We start from the raw sequence: 13,993 nt of genomic DNA, 5'->3' as shown, positions 1-13,993 counted from the left end.
CCCGTTGCGGGCGTTCAAGGTGAGCGGGTGGGTAGTGCTATGTCGCAAAAAGACCTGGAAACTTAATTTACGGACTATTTATCTATCTCGTCGAAAAAGGGCATTTGGAGCAAGAACATGTTGATGCTCTCTTTACGCGCCTCACCGTTCCAGATGGTAGCTATATCGTTGCTCCGCTAGATTTGGCGGTGGCGACAGCATTATCCAAAGTACCACGAACCCTTGTACCTGAAATGCCAGATCGTATTATTACTGCCACAGCAATCGCCCTTGGACTCCCGCTGATTACTCGTGACCATATGATTCAACGCGCTGCGTTAGTTCAAACCATCTGGGATTGATGAGAATGTCTTCAATCGTCATAGGGTAGCACCGGCTTCCAGCCGGTCGGTGGAAGCCGGTGCTACCCTATTTGCAGTTGAAGCCAAGGGTGAAGATGACTGGCTCAAAGGTATCGCTCAGGCTGACACCTATCGCTAAGGATTCCATGCGGCGATGATTGCAGTAGCAGGAACCCCTTCATGAGATATGCTCTCATTTGCTCGGCAGCGAGGGATCGGGGTGATCGAGGTGCGACCGCAGGGGGTGGCGATCCTGGAACGAGCACCATTACACCTCCCACAACTCGATCTTGCCGAGAACATCCGCAGGCAATTTACGGACAGTCATACACTGCTGAGGCAGTTCTACTATAACCTACCAACCCATTACCTGGCGTGTGCTGCTTGCTTTCAGATTTAGGAACAGCGCTTCGGTACATCATCCGCACTCATTGCCGAAATTGCACCATTCGTGCAGATTCTCTACCCAACCATGCCACGCGATTTCCGGCCTGCCCTGAAAGGTGCGGAAAAGCTAGGATTAGTCGCGATCAAAGGTAATACGGTCGAGTTTACCCAACTTGGGCGCTCCTGTGCGGCTTTATTGCCAACACCACACCAACTAGCTATCCTTCACCAACAGGCATTGAAGCAACCTGTCGCTTCCCTTTGCCCACAGACCGCTGCCGTACTGCGCATCTTGCTACACCACGAACCGATTGCACAATTCATTGTCAATGTCCTAGCCTATTTTGGCCGCTCCCAAGCGATCTCGATGACAACACTGGTTGAGCAGGCTAGCCGGGTTGATAAGGCATTAACCCCGGTGGTGTTCTTTTTTCCCAAGGTCATCGCCAACTTGATTGATGATCAGGGATTTATTGTATGGCGTAAGGTGCAGGCGCAGCACTACCGCACAACCATCTCTATGCAGTACAAGCGCATTCTGACCCACGCTGGCCTGATCGCTGATCATGGTCTGGCTGGTACATCCTCAAAGCAGTATCGCCCTGATGCGGATGTGTGGGAACTGATCATCTGAATCTTATGGGTAGACACACAAAACCGCCCCTTCCAAAATGGAAGGGGCGGTTTAAGGCAACACGAAGGTGGGGTGCCTGATGGGGATCGAACCCACAGCCTCCTGATCCACAGTCAGGCGCTCTAACCCTTGAGCTACAGGCACCACAGACGGCGGTGATTGTATACGCTTTGGCTTTGGTTGTCAAGTTGGTACGCTACATCGCCATAAATTGACGCGATTGCCTGAACGCGCTAAAATTGTACTAGTGAAGCCGCCTCCCCCTTTTGTTGCGATACGCTCATGACAACACGTGATGTGATCGGTCTTATCTCGACCTTTGGTTATGCGACGAGCCTCATTGTGATCGCTGAGATTATTCGCCGTCGAAAAGGTTATCCTCAGGACTTTACACGTAAGTTCGTCCATATTGGGGCTGGGATGTCGGTCTTCCTGGTGCTTGCCCTCTTTGATACATGGTATGTTGGCATCTTTCCCTTTGTTGTCTTTATTTTTCTGAATTATATCTTTTGGCGCTATAAGATCCTGGATGCGGTTGATGCCAGTGATAGTACCCCCGGTACGGTCTATTTCGCCTTTTCGATCTCGCTTGTCTTTGGTCTGCTTTGGCGCCCTGATGACCCAACCGATCTTGGCTACCTCGCGCTTGCTGCAACGATGGCGATGACGTGGGGTGATGCGCTCGCCGCGATTATTGGTAAACGTATCGGTAAACATCGCTATACGGTCATCGGTGGTACCCGCTCCTATGAGGGTTCCTTGGTAATGTTCCTCGTGAGTTGTACGGCGATGTTCCTCTCGCTCCTCCTTATACCGGGTTCCTTCCTTAGTCCTACGGCGCAACCCCTTGGTTTCGGGCTGAGTCTGCTGGCTTCCCTTGTCACCGCCTTGGTCGTTACTTTGGCTGAGGGTATCTCCCCTCACGGTATGGATAATATTAGTGTCCCCATCCTGGCGGCCTTGAGTCTCTATACTACGGTAATGCTGCTGGGGTAATATGGCTGTATGTTGCGTTTAGATGGGTGATCCGCTGGTTCGGATCTTTAGATGCCCTGTTGTATGCGGCGATGTGGCCCGCTGTCAGCAGAGGGAGGATTGATTGGATAGCCTCCGTATCCCGATTCTTAAGATCGGAGACATCCTGATCGCATCGATCCAGGTTGCCTTGCACGATGCTTCCGCCGTGCAGTTTAAGGACGATCTGCTTCAGAAGATCCACGATACTCGCGCCAAGGGGGTTATTATTGACCTCACGGCTCTTGATGTGGTGGATAGCTTCATCGGGCGCTTGATCGCTGACATCGCGGCAATGGCGGGTCTCATGGGAACACGGGTGGTGCTGACGGGCCTCCAACCTGCTGTGGCGATCACGTTGGTCGAGTTGGGTCTTGAGTTGCCCCGCGTACTCACCGCGCTCAATCTTGAGAAGGGTCTCAAGGTGATGCAGCGCATGACTGAGGAGAGCGATGATGGGGCAGTCTAAGGCTGCGGTGATTCGCAGTGATCTTGATATTGTCATCGCTCGTACCATGGCCCGTGATGTGGCTAAGGTGCTCGGCTTTGGGGCGATCGATCAGGCTCGCATTGCAACTGCGGTCAGTGAACTGGCACGCAATATCTTTCTCTATGCCGGTACTGGTAATGTGACGGTGCGTGAAATTGAGAAGGGTACTCGCAAGGGGATCGAGATTGTCTGTGAGGATCAGGGGCCGGGTATTCCTAATATTGATCTGGTGATGCAGGATGGTTACTCCACCTCGCGGGGTATGGGTATGGGTCTCCCTGGTGCCAAGCGTCTGATGGACGAGTTCCTCATTCGCTCTCAGGAGAATGTGGGTACTACGATTACCTGTCGTAAGTGGCGCAATTAGCTATCCTTGCATAGATTCGCTCCAGATCCGCCGCCAGCCGCTCGGCGCTGTAGCGCGCAAAGACTTCGCTGCGTCCGGTTTGGCCTAGGCGCTGCGCTAGTTCGCGATCCTGCAACAGTCGGATGATGCCGTCTGCCAGGGAGTTCGGATCGTTATAGCCACTGAGTAGCCCATTCTCGCCGTCACGGATGATCTCGTTGCACGCCGGGACATCGCTGGTGATTAACGCCGCCCCCGCCGCCTGCGCTTCGATCAGCGGTATCCCGAAGCCCTCGTAGCGGCTGGGCGCGGCAACTACGGCGGCGCGGCGCAACAAGGCGATCTTCTCCTCCTCGCTTACTCGCCCGCGTAGCTCCACCTGGGCCTCGGCGCGTCCTGCTTTTACCAAGCGCCGCAACTCGGCCTCATCTTGCCGGTTGTGGCTGACAAAGACAAAGCGTGCATCGGGAATGACGCGCAGCACCAACGGGATGGCCCGCGCCAACAGATCGTAGGCTTTGCGCGGCACCAACTGGCCGATGAAGAGTACCAGGCGCGGGTCACGCGGCGCTACGGGGTTATTCTGCACAAAGCCGGAGAGGTCAACCGCGTTGGGCAGCACACTGATCTGCTCCGGGCGCAGACCCAAAGTGGCCAGGAGTCCCGCTTCGTGCTGCGAGAGCGCAATCGCGTGGTCGAGCATCCCCAAGGGGGCGTGGATGCAGTAGTTGCGCACGGTGCGGCGCGGGTGTGCGCCGCGTGCCAGCCGCGCCAGTAGTTGGCCGGGGGTGCGCAGCAGGTTGTCATAACGCAGTGGCGCGTCCAGCGGGCGCTCGCGATCCACCACCAGATCGCCATCGTGCAGCAGGCCGTGGGGCGTCATGACGGTGGGGATACCCAGGCGCCGCGCTATCTGCACGGTCTGGTAGGCGAGGAGGTTGCGCAAGTGGTGAATGTGGATTACAGCGGGCCGCTCGGCATGGAGCAGCCGCAGCAGCGCCTCCGGGGCGAAGAAGCCCAGCGTGGCAGCACGATGCACCGCCACCCCATCCAGCCACTCGTGGCGGGTGGATTGGCCGGGGTAGCGCGGGTCGAAATATTCATGCGCAACAACCTGATGCCCGCGCTGCACCAATGCCCGTGCCTGGAGTTGCTCTGGGCGGCTCGGAAAGGCCGGATCGAAGCCGTAGGTGGTGACAATGAGGATTTTCATAGTGAGTTGTATACCGCCTCTATGCGATCTGTCACGGCGGGCCACGCGAACTGCGCCGCCCACGCCGGAGCCGCCGCTGCCATCGCCGCACGCCGCGTCGGGTCGGCGAGCAGACTCGTGACTGTCTCGGCCAATGCTTGGGGATCACGTGGGGGGACGAGCAGCCCGGTGCGACCCGCGTCAATCACCTCCGGGAAGCCGCCGAAGTTGCTGGCAACCACTGGCAAGCCGCACGCCTGCGCTTCCACCGGCCCAATCCCGAAGGTCTCACTGGCATGGCTGGTGGCCAGCAGCAGATCGCAGCGGCTGTAGAGTTGCGGCAAGGTCTGCCGTTCCAGCCCGCCCAGGAAGTACACGCGCTCTTCTAGTTTCAACTCGGCGACAATCCCTTCCAGCCGCGCCCGATCTTCCCCCGCCCCGGCAATCAGCAACTCGGCATCAGGAATGAGCGCCAACGCCCGGATGGCGGTCTCGACCCCCTTCCAGGGCTGCAAGCGCCCCACGAAGAGCAGTTGCGCCGGGCGATTGCTGCGCTCGGCTGGCCCTAGCGGGCGGAAGAGGCTAGTGTCAATGCCGTTAAAGACCACCTGGGGACGGAAGCCGTAGTGGGCCTCAATCGTGGCCGCGTTGAAGTGCGAACACGAGACCGAGGCATCCACATGGCGCGCCAGCAACGTATCGCCCCGGTAGAAATCCTCGCCGTGGCAGCCCAGCACCACCTTCGCCCCGCCCAAGCGGCGCGCCAACAGCGCCGGGGCGAGGTCGTAGGGCTTCTGGATGTGGATAATCTCGTACCCATCGCGTGCCAAGTGCGCCAATGCCGGAACCGCCAGCGTCAGCCGTTCCAGCAACTTGGCCTCGGCATAAGCACGCCGCAGCGGTGGGATGGCCTGCCAGAAGCGGCGGCTGATGAACGGGAAGGTGACTACGCGCACCCCCGGTGCAGCTTCGCGGCGGCTCCCCACCCCCCCGATGATGCTCACCGCATGGCCGCGCCCGGCCAGTTCGCGGGCGAGATCCCAGACAAAACTCTCCACTCCGCCAAATTTGGTAGTGGTGGTTAGGTTGTAGAGCGCGATATGCATAGGGAATCCATATGTTGACGCAAAGACGCCAAGACGCAAAGATTTTGATGGGGCTTCTCTTGAAGACTTTGCGCCTTGGCGTCAAAACTGGGATGTTAGGTAACTGTTCACACTTCTCCTCGCATTCCGGTTTTGACGCAAAGACGCAGAGGCGCAAAGCCTTCAATAAAACCTTCGCGTCTTCGCGTCTTTGCGTCAATGATTGAAGGCTGCTCTACCAATATTCTACAACACCCGCAACAACCACTTCTTCAACGGCAACTTGGTCTTCGCCAACTGGGCCTTGTCCTGAGCATCAATCCCGCCGAGTAGGCGCAGCGCAGCAAAGAAGGCCACCGCGCCAATCCCGGCCATGCCCAACATCAACACCGCCTCACGCAGCTTGTCGGCCAGCGTAACATCGGTGGGCAGCGGCGGCATGAGGCTGCGTACCCCCAGGATGATCAGCGCCATGGCGGCGGAGGCTAGCACTACCCGCAGGCTGAAGCGCCACGGCCAGTGTAGCCCCAGCAACCGTACCCCGCTCGCTGTCACCCAGAAGCCCGACGCCAGCCGCGCCACACCGAAGGCCAACGCCATGCCCACCAACCCGGCCCATGGAGGTAGGAGAATCGCCAGCGGCACTACCACCAGCAGCGTAATTAGCCGCGAGATGATGATCGTCCCTAGGCGCTCGTGGACAATCAGGGCGTTGTGGGCGGTGGTGAGGAGGCATTCGAGGAAGAGGCATGGTACGAGCACCCACACAATCGGTGCGGCGGGCAGGTAGGCCGGGTTGAGCACCAGCAGTGCCGGTTCGGCCAGCAGCATCAGCCCGACGCCGCCCGGTACGAGCAGCAGCAGTTGCAACCGCACCAGCGATTGGTACGCCCCGTTGAGCGTGCCGCCTTCGCCCTGGCGCACCCGCGTAAAGAGCGGCACCTGCACCCCCACCATCGGCGTGTAGAGGTAGCCCAGCGCCATGCGCACCAGCAACGCCCCCGCCGAGAGCAACGCCACCCCCTGAATGTCCTGGCTAAAGAAATTGACAAACTCGAAACTGGCCACAAAATCGGTCACGGTCATGAGGTAGGAGACGGCACTGTAGCGCACGAACCCCGGTGGCAGTGCGGCACGCAGATCGCGCAGCGTGGTACGCACTTCATCCACGAGGCGTATCGGCTGGCCCTGTTCATCACGTTGGGCACCGAGTACCTGCCAGGCTGCGAGCGCCACCGCAATCGCTGGAGCCAGTACCATAGCGCCCAGCACCCCCAGGATGTCGAGCGAGGCGGGCAGCGCCAGAATTGCCGCCACGGTGAGGAACTGCGGTAACAGCCCCGCCGCCAGCGCGATGCTATTCCACGCCTTCTGGCGAAAAAAGCTGCTCAGAAAGGCCATGAGCATGTCGTAGCAGGTGCCCAGGAAGAGCAGCGCCAGCACGACCAGCACGATCAGCCAGGTGTAGTCGGCAACGAAGAGCGAGAGTTCGGCCCGCGCCTCGGCTTCCACCCGCGTATTGCTGCTGAGTAGCCCCTGCAAGTAGCTGCCGATCTGCGGTTGCGCCAGCGCCAAGCCGAGCGCCACCAGCAACAACACCGCCATCTGGAGCGCAAAGACTGCCACCAGCAGCCGCAACACCGCCCGTGCGCCCCCGGCGTGATCCTGCTCTGGGATGTATTTGGGTAAGGAACGCGCCGTTCCCAGATCGATCCCCGTACCGAAGAGGTTACTCGCGCCGCGCACCAGCGACACCAAGCCGAAACCGGCCTGCGAGAGCTGATTGATCTTCACCAGGGTCGAGAGCACCTCGGCCACCAGCCGCAGCGGGACAAAGAGCGTATTCCAGATGACAGCCCGCGAGACCTGCGTGGAGAGGGAGGGGCGTGGCGTTGATTCGGGTGGCACAGGCTACATTCCTACATCTTAAAATTATTCACACTTCTCCTCGCATCCCGGTTTTAACGCAAAGACGCCAAGGCGCAAAGCTTTCAGATAGAGGCTCTCATCATAACCTTTGCGTCTTGGCGTCTTTGCGTCAATCAAAGGCTTCGGTTTACCTCAAGTGTTACTGCATCTTCTCCAAAGCGAGTTCAAACATGCCCACATACCAGCGCCGCTGCACCCTGTAGGCCAGCCCTTCTAACCCCAAACCGCGCAACACCCGCCGGATGGCGCGGCGAGTCGGTTTGGGGCTGCGCAGCGTCCCGCGCCGCAGTTGCTCCTGGCGCAGATCCTTGGCGCGGAAGCCGTGGCGCTTACACAGCCGGATAAACTGGCCATAGTGGAAGTAGTGCATCTCACTCAGGCGCTGCATATCGCGGAAGGCCGCACCGGCCTTGGTGCGCCCACGCCGCGCAATCAGCACCTCGGCCAGCATGCGCGGCAGCCAGTTGATCCCCGGCAGATGGTAGTGCGGGTCAATCCAGGCGCGCCGGTTGATCGCCGTGATCAGACAGTGGCCCTTCGGGCGCAAGACGCGCGCAATCTCGCGCAACATGGCCGTGGGCGACTGCACATGCTCGATGACATCCCAGGCCACCACCACATCAAAGCTGGCATCAGCGAAGGGCAGCGTCTCTCCTGCCGCATTAAAGACCGGCAGGCGCAGGTTGTGGCGCTCCGCCCGTAGGCGCACGATCTCGCAGTAGGCCGGGTTATACTCGCAGGCGACCACCCGCGCCCCGCGCAGCGCCGCCGCCACCGCAAAGCCGCCCATCCCCGCACCCAGATCGAGTACCCGCAACCCCCGAAGCTCCCCGGCCACCCCGCTCAGCATCGCCAGCCGCTCGTCCTGGTAGAGTTCCTGATTGATACGCCGCTCACGCCAACGGCCATAATCGCGCCGCCACGTCATATGCTGGAGCCACGGCTCGATTGCCTGCTCAAGTTCAGAAAGCGCCTCATAGTCCATACACGACCTCCCGCCCTACTCTATTCGTCGGAAGAGTAACAGATCATCCTCAACATCAAGCAACTGCCAGCGCGGATCATTCTGCAACGCTTCCACAATCCCACGCCCCTGGATCGCACTCGCCCGCGTATCAATGAAGGCATACTCAGCCTCATCAATCTGGTGGTGCATTTTGCCACCAGGGATATAGTAGAGTTCCTCACGCGGGAGCAGATGCGGCCCCAAGAACGAGGTTGCCGCCACCACCGCATCGGGCGGAATTTCGGCCTTCATGCGCTCCATAATCGCCACGCGCACCGCCGACTCCGGGTTGCGGAAGGCCGAAATGACCGGGTTTTTGAGTGGGATGTTGAGCAACCCGATCACCAGCAGCATCCCCAGCAAGAGCCACTTCCCATCAAACCGGCGCAGCCACGGGTGCTCCCACAGCCACGCGCCACCATAGATCGCCGCGATCACCACGCCGGGGATAGCGAGGATCTGATACTGCTCGGTAATCACATACTGGTAGACCCGATCCGAGAGCAGGTTGATCGCAAAGATCGGCGCGACCAGCAACAACTCACGCGGCGCGAAGAGCGGCAGAAAGAGCAGCGTCCCCAACATCAGCGCCAAGTAGACCAGTTTCGCCGGTTGAAAGACAAAAAAGAAGATCTCCACCGGATGGGTGAGGATATTCTTGGCAATCTCCGGCAAACTACCGCCCAAATGAATGTAGTAACACGCCTGCGGACTCAAGCCACACGGCCAGAGATCGTTATAGTCACGGTTCAGGTCGAAGGGCAATGCGACCTGCGCGGGTTGGAAACTGGGATCATAGAAACGCGGCGTAATGTAGGTCAGCGCAGCATAAAAGTAGAGCAACCCCACCATGAGTGGCAAGACCGCAAAGGGCCAGCGTTCGCGGCGCAGCGCCGCCACCATCCCAAACGCCACCACCACCAGCGCCGCATCACTACGCGCGAGCATGGCCAAAAAGAGACAGATCAGATAGGGCCAAAGCTGCTTACGGATCAAAAAGAAGAAGGCCCAGAAGAAGAGCACCAAGCCCGGAATACGCGGCTGAAACGGGCCAGCCAGCGTCATGAACTGGGTGGTTGGGTAGAGCAGATAGGCCGCCGCGAAGGCCACCCCGGCCCACGGATTGCCGATCCGTTCACGGGCGATCAGAAAGACCGGGATGGCCGCCGAGACCATCAACACCGCTTGCAGCACAATCAGCGTATAGGCCGAAGGAACGAGCGCATAGAAGGGCAGCGCGGGCAAGAAACCGAGCGCCACATCCAAACCCATAAACGTATCGGTGAAGTTGTAGCGCGAGACCAGCAGGAACTTGCCGTGCAGGGTACCCCAGACCGGCAGGTGGAAATCCACCATATCGAACCCCTGGCCCCAGCGCGAATACTTAAACGCCGCCCCCGCGATCAGGGCGCTACTCGCAGCGATGAGCAGCGCCACCAGCGCCACATGCGGTGTGAGCCAACCCGGCAGCCGCGTGCGCGCCGGGGTGCGGTGAGAGAGAGCCATGCGATTACTTCTGTCCTAAAAGAAACCCTCTACAGTAACGGTTCACACTTGGGCTAGACAGCATCTTCGTGTTGACGCCAAGGCGCAAAGACGCAAAGGATTTGATGAGGGTCTACCTCGAAAGCTTTGCGACTTGGCGTCTTTGCGTCAAAACCAAGAAATATGAACAGCTACCCCTCTGCCCGCCCAGAGCGTAGCAGCGCTGCGATTGTACCAGATATCTAATGCTTCCCCACCGGCCCTTGCACTTCCTCCACGCGCTGCTTAAACGCATCGGGAATATGCACCGTCTTATTGAGGGTGTAGTCATACATCACCAGCACACTGCGTGCGCTCGCCACCACCACATCATCGGCGGGGCGCACAATCGCATACTCCATCCCAAAGCTCTTGCTCCCAAACGAAGCCACCTTGATCCCCACGCCCAATTTGTCCTTGTAGAAGGCTGGAGCCTTATACTTGATCGTCAACTCGGCCAGAATGATGTTCAGCTTCTCTAATGGCAACCCGGTCAGGTGGTGATAGAACTCGATCCGCGTCGACTCCAGGTAGGTCGCATAGACCGAGTTATTGACATGGCCGAGGACATCAAGATCGCGGAAACGCACCTCAAGCCAATGAATGAAGGGAAAGCCGACGAGATGGGCGGGCAGAGTCTCCGACATGTGGTACTCCTCTTTTCACAAAGATATGCTATGCTTAGAGGGCAGTGCTGCGCGATTGTTCAACGCTGAGCAACCCCGGTGTGGATTCGGCGTGTGCAAATGAACAATTTGGAGGCACTGTATATGATACGACAAGATCTTTCTCCGCGTGCAAGCTGGCATGTAGATCTCATCGATCATCATGCGCCAACTTGGCCGAACGAACTGTCCAGCCTCTGGCAACACCTGGGTGCGCCGCACAACCCCGAACTGTTACCCGATCATTTTGTTCAGACCACCTTCGTCAAGATGGGTGGGCGCGTGCTACGCTTGCGCGATGAGCGCGGCCTACGTGGGGCGGCGCTGCTCTTCCCGCGTGGAACCGAAGGCAGCCGCACGAGCTACACGCTGCGCTACACCCTGGCCCGCACCGACACTGATGTCGCCGAACCGGCCCACCTCACCCCGCGCCTCAGCGAGATCCTGGGGCACCACCACATCTCACCGACAATCACCTTGCACCACCCCAGCCGGGCGCGTAGCTACCGCTCAACCGATCACCGCATCGGCGAGTTCAGTATCGGCGCACCCGGCCCAGACGAAGTGGCCGCGATTCGCGCTATGCACATGCAGATCTGGGGCGCGGGGCCGGGCGGGCTTTACCCCGACGATCTTCACAGTGCTGAGTTTGGCCCCGCGACCTCGCTCGTGGCACGGGTCGGTAGCCGGGTGGTCGGCTTTCTGCTCGGTTTCTACCGTTTTGGTGGATTGGAAGGGCTAGAACGGGCCGGTGTGGACACCTCACTCAGCATCGAGTCGCAGGTGATGGGGGTAGATCCGGGGCTGCGCCGTGCCGGGCTGGCCGCGACGCTCAAGCGTGCCCAGGCCAGTGATGCGCTCGCCAAGGGCATCGAGGTCATCCACTGGACTGCCGACCCGCTCCAGTTTGCGAATGCCACGCTCAACTTCCACAAACTGCGCGCCGTAGCGGGCGAGTTCTACCCGGCCTACTACCCCTTCAAGAACCAACTCAACCGCGTGAGTGCCTCGCGTTTCGGTATTGCCTGGATGCCCAATACCGCCTGGGGGCAAACGGGGATGCTCGAAGGCCCACGCCGTGACCGTAGTTTGGCGCGCTTCCCCGACTGTGCCATCCTCAACGCCGGGCTAACGCGGCTACGCGAACCAGAGGGCGCAGCCCACATCGCCATCGAGATCCCCGCCGACTGGACCGCGCTCCAAGCCGAAGATCTCGATGCTGCCGTGGCGTGGCGCAGCGCCACCGACGCGATCTTCGCCGAGGTGATCGGCTACGCTCCGGGGCGCTACCTCATCGCCGATGTCGCCGTCGCCGACGGACACCACTACCTGATCGGGTATCGCTCGGATTTGGTATTGGCGGCTTCTTAACGTCGTACACTGTACACTCTTCGGTACGTCGTTGATACACCCTTCGACAAGATCAGGGTGTAACAATGACGTACCGAAGAGTTTGTGCTACACGACTTTGGCACAATCGCAGTGCTTGTCGTGACTAATACGTGGTGCTATCCTGTAGTGGACATGAGCGCAGATCTGAGTAAGGTGTACCTATGATTGAATCATTTCATCTTGGGAACTTTAAAAGCTACCGCAATGCAACGCTGCCCCTTGCTCCACTAACCCTGCTGATCGGTGCCAACGCATCGGGCAAGAGCAACGCGATTGAGGGGCTACGCTTCCTTGCATGGTTAGCCCAGGGACGACGGCTCAGCGAGATTCTGAAGAGTGTTCAGAGCGAGGATTATGCTATTCGCGGAGGGATACAGAATCTGAGCTATCAGGAATCCTCTAGCTTCACCTTGGGTTGCACGGTGTCTACTCCTCTTGTTGCTGAATGGGACACCCTTGAACTCAGCATCGCGATAGGTGAGATGGATATGCGCATCCATGCCGAACAAATTGCTAGTTCTCAAGATCGCTTTCCACTCTATCGAGTTGAACCCACAACTGATCTGTATAGCCACGACCTTCAAGTCTCCTATAACAACTTCGCACGCGGAGGAAAGAAACCGCGCATCGTCGCAACCGACCAACAGGCAGTCTTTACCCAATTGATTACCCCGGCACGTTTCGGTAGCGAACACATCCAGGCTCAACAACTCATTCCTAGCATAACCAAGACCTACCAAACGCTACTCGAACAAATTCTCTTTCTCGATCCGCATCCACGTCGCATGCGCGGTTACAGTTTTATCGTTGATATACGCCTGAACGATGATGGCTCTAATGTCTCTAGCGTCCTCTATGATCTTGTACACCGACATCATTGCCACGACCAGATACTTGATTTCATTCGGGCATTACCGGAGCAGGATATTCGTGCAATTACCTTTATCGAGACTTCCCGCAATGAGGTCATGGTACAACTTACCGAGACCTTCGGCGGGCATCAGGAAGTTCGTGATGCACCACTGCTTTCTGATGGAACGTTGCGTGTACTCGCCATTGCTGCTGCGTTACTCTCTGCGCCCGAAGGTTCGCTCGTTGTGATCGAAGAGATTGACAATGGGGTACATCCAAGTCGTGCCCAAATGCTTCTTGAACATATCCAGCACGTTGCGCATGAACGACGACTCAATATATTGTTGACCACACATAATCCTGCCCTTCTCGACGCACTCCCTCTTGACGCCATTCCCAATGTTGTCTGTTCTTATCGTGATCCTGATGAGGGAGATAGTCGCCTAACTCGGCTCGAAGATCTTACGACCTACCCCGCGTTGATCGCACAGGGTTCACTTGGTGATCTTGTAACACGGGGAACACTCGATCACTTCCTCAAGAGTCGGCAGACAGCCGAAGAGCGTCTCGCTCGTAATTTCGCATGGCTAGATACCCTTGATTCTAGAAAGAATGAGACATGAGTATCTGCTTGGTAGATACTAGCATTTTTTGTAACGTACTAGATGTACCTAATCGTAATCAACAACGTGATGCTGTATTAGCACAACTCAGGCAGTATATTCAGTCTCAAATGACTCTGCTCTTACCAGTGACAGCGATTATCGAGACTGGTAATCATATTGCCCAACAAGGTGATGGAGGCATGCGACGCGCAGTTGCGCAACGGTTTGTCACACAAGTACAGCAGGCGCTTGATGGCACTGCACCCTGGATACCCACGCCTGTGCTTGATCTTCAGCAGATGCATGACTACCTCAATACCTTTCCGAATTACGCAATGCAAGGTGTTGGGATTGGCGATCTCTTGATCATTAAGGAATTTGAGCATCAGTGCTTACTTCATCGATCACGCCGAGTATTTATTTGGTCAATTGATAACCATCTGGCAGCATACGACCGCATATAGAACATGTAAGAGTCCCTCTGTGTAGACACGCTACGAGTCTGCTCTATGCTATAATCTCCCTACGACA

General features: G+C 58.0%; 15 protein-coding genes and 1 tRNA gene. 9 read left to right on the top strand and 7 right to left on the bottom strand.

Annotation, left to right across the window (positions count from 1 at the left end):
* Positions 1 to 65: 65 nt before the first annotated feature.
* The 3 genes from EKD03_RS10695 (at position 66) to EKD03_RS10685 (ending at position 1,362) form a co-directional block, all read left to right on the top strand.
* A complete protein-coding gene (locus tag EKD03_RS10695) occupies positions 66 to 341 on the top strand; it encodes a PIN domain-containing protein (protein ID WP_338030941.1) in 276 nt (91 codons plus the stop codon).
* A gap of 187 nt (positions 342 to 528) precedes the next feature.
* Entirely contained in the window at positions 529 to 741 is a 213-nt protein-coding gene (locus EKD03_RS10690) for a hypothetical protein (protein WP_129630406.1), read from the top strand.
* A 51-nt stretch (positions 742 to 792) separates the two neighbouring features.
* The gene (locus EKD03_RS10685) at positions 793 to 1,362 is read left to right on the top strand and encodes a hypothetical protein (protein WP_129630403.1); all 570 of its coding nucleotides are present in this window, start codon (positions 793 to 795) and stop codon (positions 1,360 to 1,362) included.
* Positions 1,363 to 1,430: 68 nt separating this feature from the next.
* Here EKD03_RS10685 and EKD03_RS10680 read toward each other — a convergent pair.
* Positions 1,431 to 1,506, bottom strand: a tRNA-His gene (locus EKD03_RS10680).
* 138 nt (positions 1,507 to 1,644) lie between these two features.
* Between EKD03_RS10680 and EKD03_RS10675 the strand changes: the two genes are divergently transcribed.
* The 3 genes from EKD03_RS10675 to EKD03_RS10665 all read left to right on the top strand — a co-directional run bounded on the left by EKD03_RS10675 (position 1,645) and on the right by EKD03_RS10665 (position 3,233).
* A complete protein-coding gene (locus EKD03_RS10675; protein WP_129630402.1) occupies positions 1,645 to 2,358 on the top strand; it encodes a diacylglycerol/polyprenol kinase family protein in 714 nt (237 codons plus the stop codon).
* Positions 2,359 to 2,461: 103 nt separating this feature from the next.
* Complete coding sequence (locus tag EKD03_RS10670) at positions 2,462 to 2,845, top strand: STAS domain-containing protein (RefSeq protein ID WP_006562327.1); 384 nt, start codon at positions 2,462 to 2,464, stop codon at positions 2,843 to 2,845.
* Positions 2,829 to 3,233 carry an anti-sigma regulatory factor gene (locus EKD03_RS10665; protein WP_274542411.1) on the top strand — a complete coding sequence of 135 codons (405 nt, stop codon included), beginning with the start codon at positions 2,829 to 2,831 and terminating at the stop codon, positions 3,231 to 3,233. Before EKD03_RS10670 ends, EKD03_RS10665 begins: the two co-directional genes overlap by 17 nt.
* Here EKD03_RS10665 and EKD03_RS10660 read toward each other — a convergent pair.
* From EKD03_RS10660 to EKD03_RS10635, 6 genes are all read right to left on the bottom strand, one after another.
* Positions 3,208 to 4,425 carry a glycosyltransferase family 4 protein gene (locus EKD03_RS10660; protein ID WP_129630400.1) on the bottom strand — a complete coding sequence of 406 codons (1,218 nt, stop codon included), beginning with the start codon at positions 4,423 to 4,425 and terminating at the stop codon, positions 3,208 to 3,210. The genes EKD03_RS10665 and EKD03_RS10660 overlap by 26 nt on opposite strands.
* The gene (locus EKD03_RS10655; protein WP_129630398.1) at positions 4,422 to 5,510 is read right to left on the bottom strand and encodes a glycosyltransferase family 4 protein; all 1,089 of its coding nucleotides are present in this window, start codon (positions 5,508 to 5,510) and stop codon (positions 4,422 to 4,424) included. Before EKD03_RS10655 ends, EKD03_RS10660 begins: the two co-directional genes overlap by 4 nt.
* Positions 5,511 to 5,735: 225 nt before the next feature.
* Positions 5,736 to 7,397, bottom strand: a complete 1,662-nt coding sequence (locus tag EKD03_RS10650; RefSeq protein WP_129630396.1) for a polysaccharide biosynthesis C-terminal domain-containing protein — start codon at positions 7,395 to 7,397, stop codon at positions 5,736 to 5,738.
* 160 nt (positions 7,398 to 7,557) lie between these two features.
* Positions 7,558 to 8,403, bottom strand: coding sequence for a class I SAM-dependent methyltransferase (locus EKD03_RS10645; RefSeq protein ID WP_129630394.1), 846 nt, complete (start codon positions 8,401 to 8,403; stop codon positions 7,558 to 7,560).
* Positions 8,404 to 8,418: 15 nt separating this feature from the next.
* Positions 8,419 to 9,930, bottom strand: a complete 1,512-nt coding sequence (locus tag EKD03_RS10640) for a DUF2079 domain-containing protein (protein ID WP_129630392.1) — start codon at positions 9,928 to 9,930, stop codon at positions 8,419 to 8,421.
* A gap of 221 nt (positions 9,931 to 10,151) precedes the next feature.
* Positions 10,152 to 10,595 carry an acyl-CoA thioesterase gene (locus tag EKD03_RS10635; protein WP_129630390.1) on the bottom strand — a complete coding sequence of 148 codons (444 nt, stop codon included), beginning with the start codon at positions 10,593 to 10,595 and terminating at the stop codon, positions 10,152 to 10,154.
* Between the two features lie 123 nt (positions 10,596 to 10,718).
* Here EKD03_RS10635 and EKD03_RS10630 point away from each other — a divergent pair, with 123 nt between their 5' ends.
* The 3 genes from EKD03_RS10630 (at position 10,719) to EKD03_RS10620 (ending at position 13,926) form a co-directional block, all read left to right on the top strand.
* Positions 10,719 to 11,984 (top strand): GNAT family N-acetyltransferase, encoded by a 1,266-nt coding sequence (locus EKD03_RS10630; RefSeq protein WP_129630388.1) that lies wholly within the window; start codon positions 10,719 to 10,721, stop codon positions 11,982 to 11,984.
* Between the two features lie 182 nt (positions 11,985 to 12,166).
* Positions 12,167 to 13,480 carry an AAA family ATPase gene (locus EKD03_RS10625; RefSeq protein WP_129630386.1) on the top strand — a complete coding sequence of 438 codons (1,314 nt, stop codon included), beginning with the start codon at positions 12,167 to 12,169 and terminating at the stop codon, positions 13,478 to 13,480.
* Positions 13,477 to 13,926, top strand: a complete 450-nt coding sequence (locus EKD03_RS10620) for a hypothetical protein (protein WP_129630384.1) — start codon at positions 13,477 to 13,479, stop codon at positions 13,924 to 13,926. Before EKD03_RS10625 ends, EKD03_RS10620 begins: the two co-directional genes overlap by 4 nt.
* Positions 13,927 to 13,993 lie beyond the last annotated feature (67 nt).

Origin of the sequence: Candidatus Oscillochloris fontis, assembly GCF_004138135.1 — a bacterium.
Classification (GTDB): domain Bacteria; phylum Chloroflexota; class Chloroflexia; order Chloroflexales; family Chloroflexaceae; genus Oscillochloris; species Oscillochloris fontis.
Note: the sequence above shows the minus strand (reverse complement) of the source record. Positions and strands in the feature narration are given on the sequence as shown.

What these genes read in the sequence shown, in the direction of transcription:
- EKD03_RS10635 (WP_129630390.1), bottom strand. Translation starts at nt 10,595, where the DNA reads ATGTCGGAGACTCTGCCCGCCCATCTCGTCGGCTTTCCCTTCATTCAT.
- EKD03_RS10675 (WP_129630402.1), top strand. Translation starts at nt 1,645, where the DNA reads ATGACAACACGTGATGTGATCGGTCTTATCTCGACCTTTGGTTATGCG.
- EKD03_RS10620 (WP_129630384.1), top strand. Translation starts at nt 13,477, where the DNA reads ATGAGTATCTGCTTGGTAGATACTAGCATTTTTTGTAACGTACTAGAT.
- EKD03_RS10665 (WP_274542411.1), top strand. Translation starts at nt 2,829, where the DNA reads ATGATGGGGCAGTCTAAGGCTGCGGTGATTCGCAGTGATCTTGATATT.
- EKD03_RS10655 (WP_129630398.1), bottom strand. Translation starts at nt 5,510, where the DNA reads ATGCATATCGCGCTCTACAACCTAACCACCACTACCAAATTTGGCGGA.
- EKD03_RS10640 (WP_129630392.1), bottom strand. Translation starts at nt 9,930, where the DNA reads ATGGCTCTCTCTCACCGCACCCCGGCGCGCACGCGGCTGCCGGGTTGG.
- EKD03_RS10690 (WP_129630406.1), top strand. Translation starts at nt 529, where the DNA reads ATGCTCTCATTTGCTCGGCAGCGAGGGATCGGGGTGATCGAGGTGCGA.
- EKD03_RS10625 (WP_129630386.1), top strand. Translation starts at nt 12,167, where the DNA reads ATGATTGAATCATTTCATCTTGGGAACTTTAAAAGCTACCGCAATGCA.
- EKD03_RS10630 (WP_129630388.1), top strand. Translation starts at nt 10,719, where the DNA reads ATGATACGACAAGATCTTTCTCCGCGTGCAAGCTGGCATGTAGATCTC.
- EKD03_RS10645 (WP_129630394.1), bottom strand. Translation starts at nt 8,403, where the DNA reads ATGGACTATGAGGCGCTTTCTGAACTTGAGCAGGCAATCGAGCCGTGG.
- EKD03_RS10660 (WP_129630400.1), bottom strand. Translation starts at nt 4,425, where the DNA reads ATGAAAATCCTCATTGTCACCACCTACGGCTTCGATCCGGCCTTTCCG.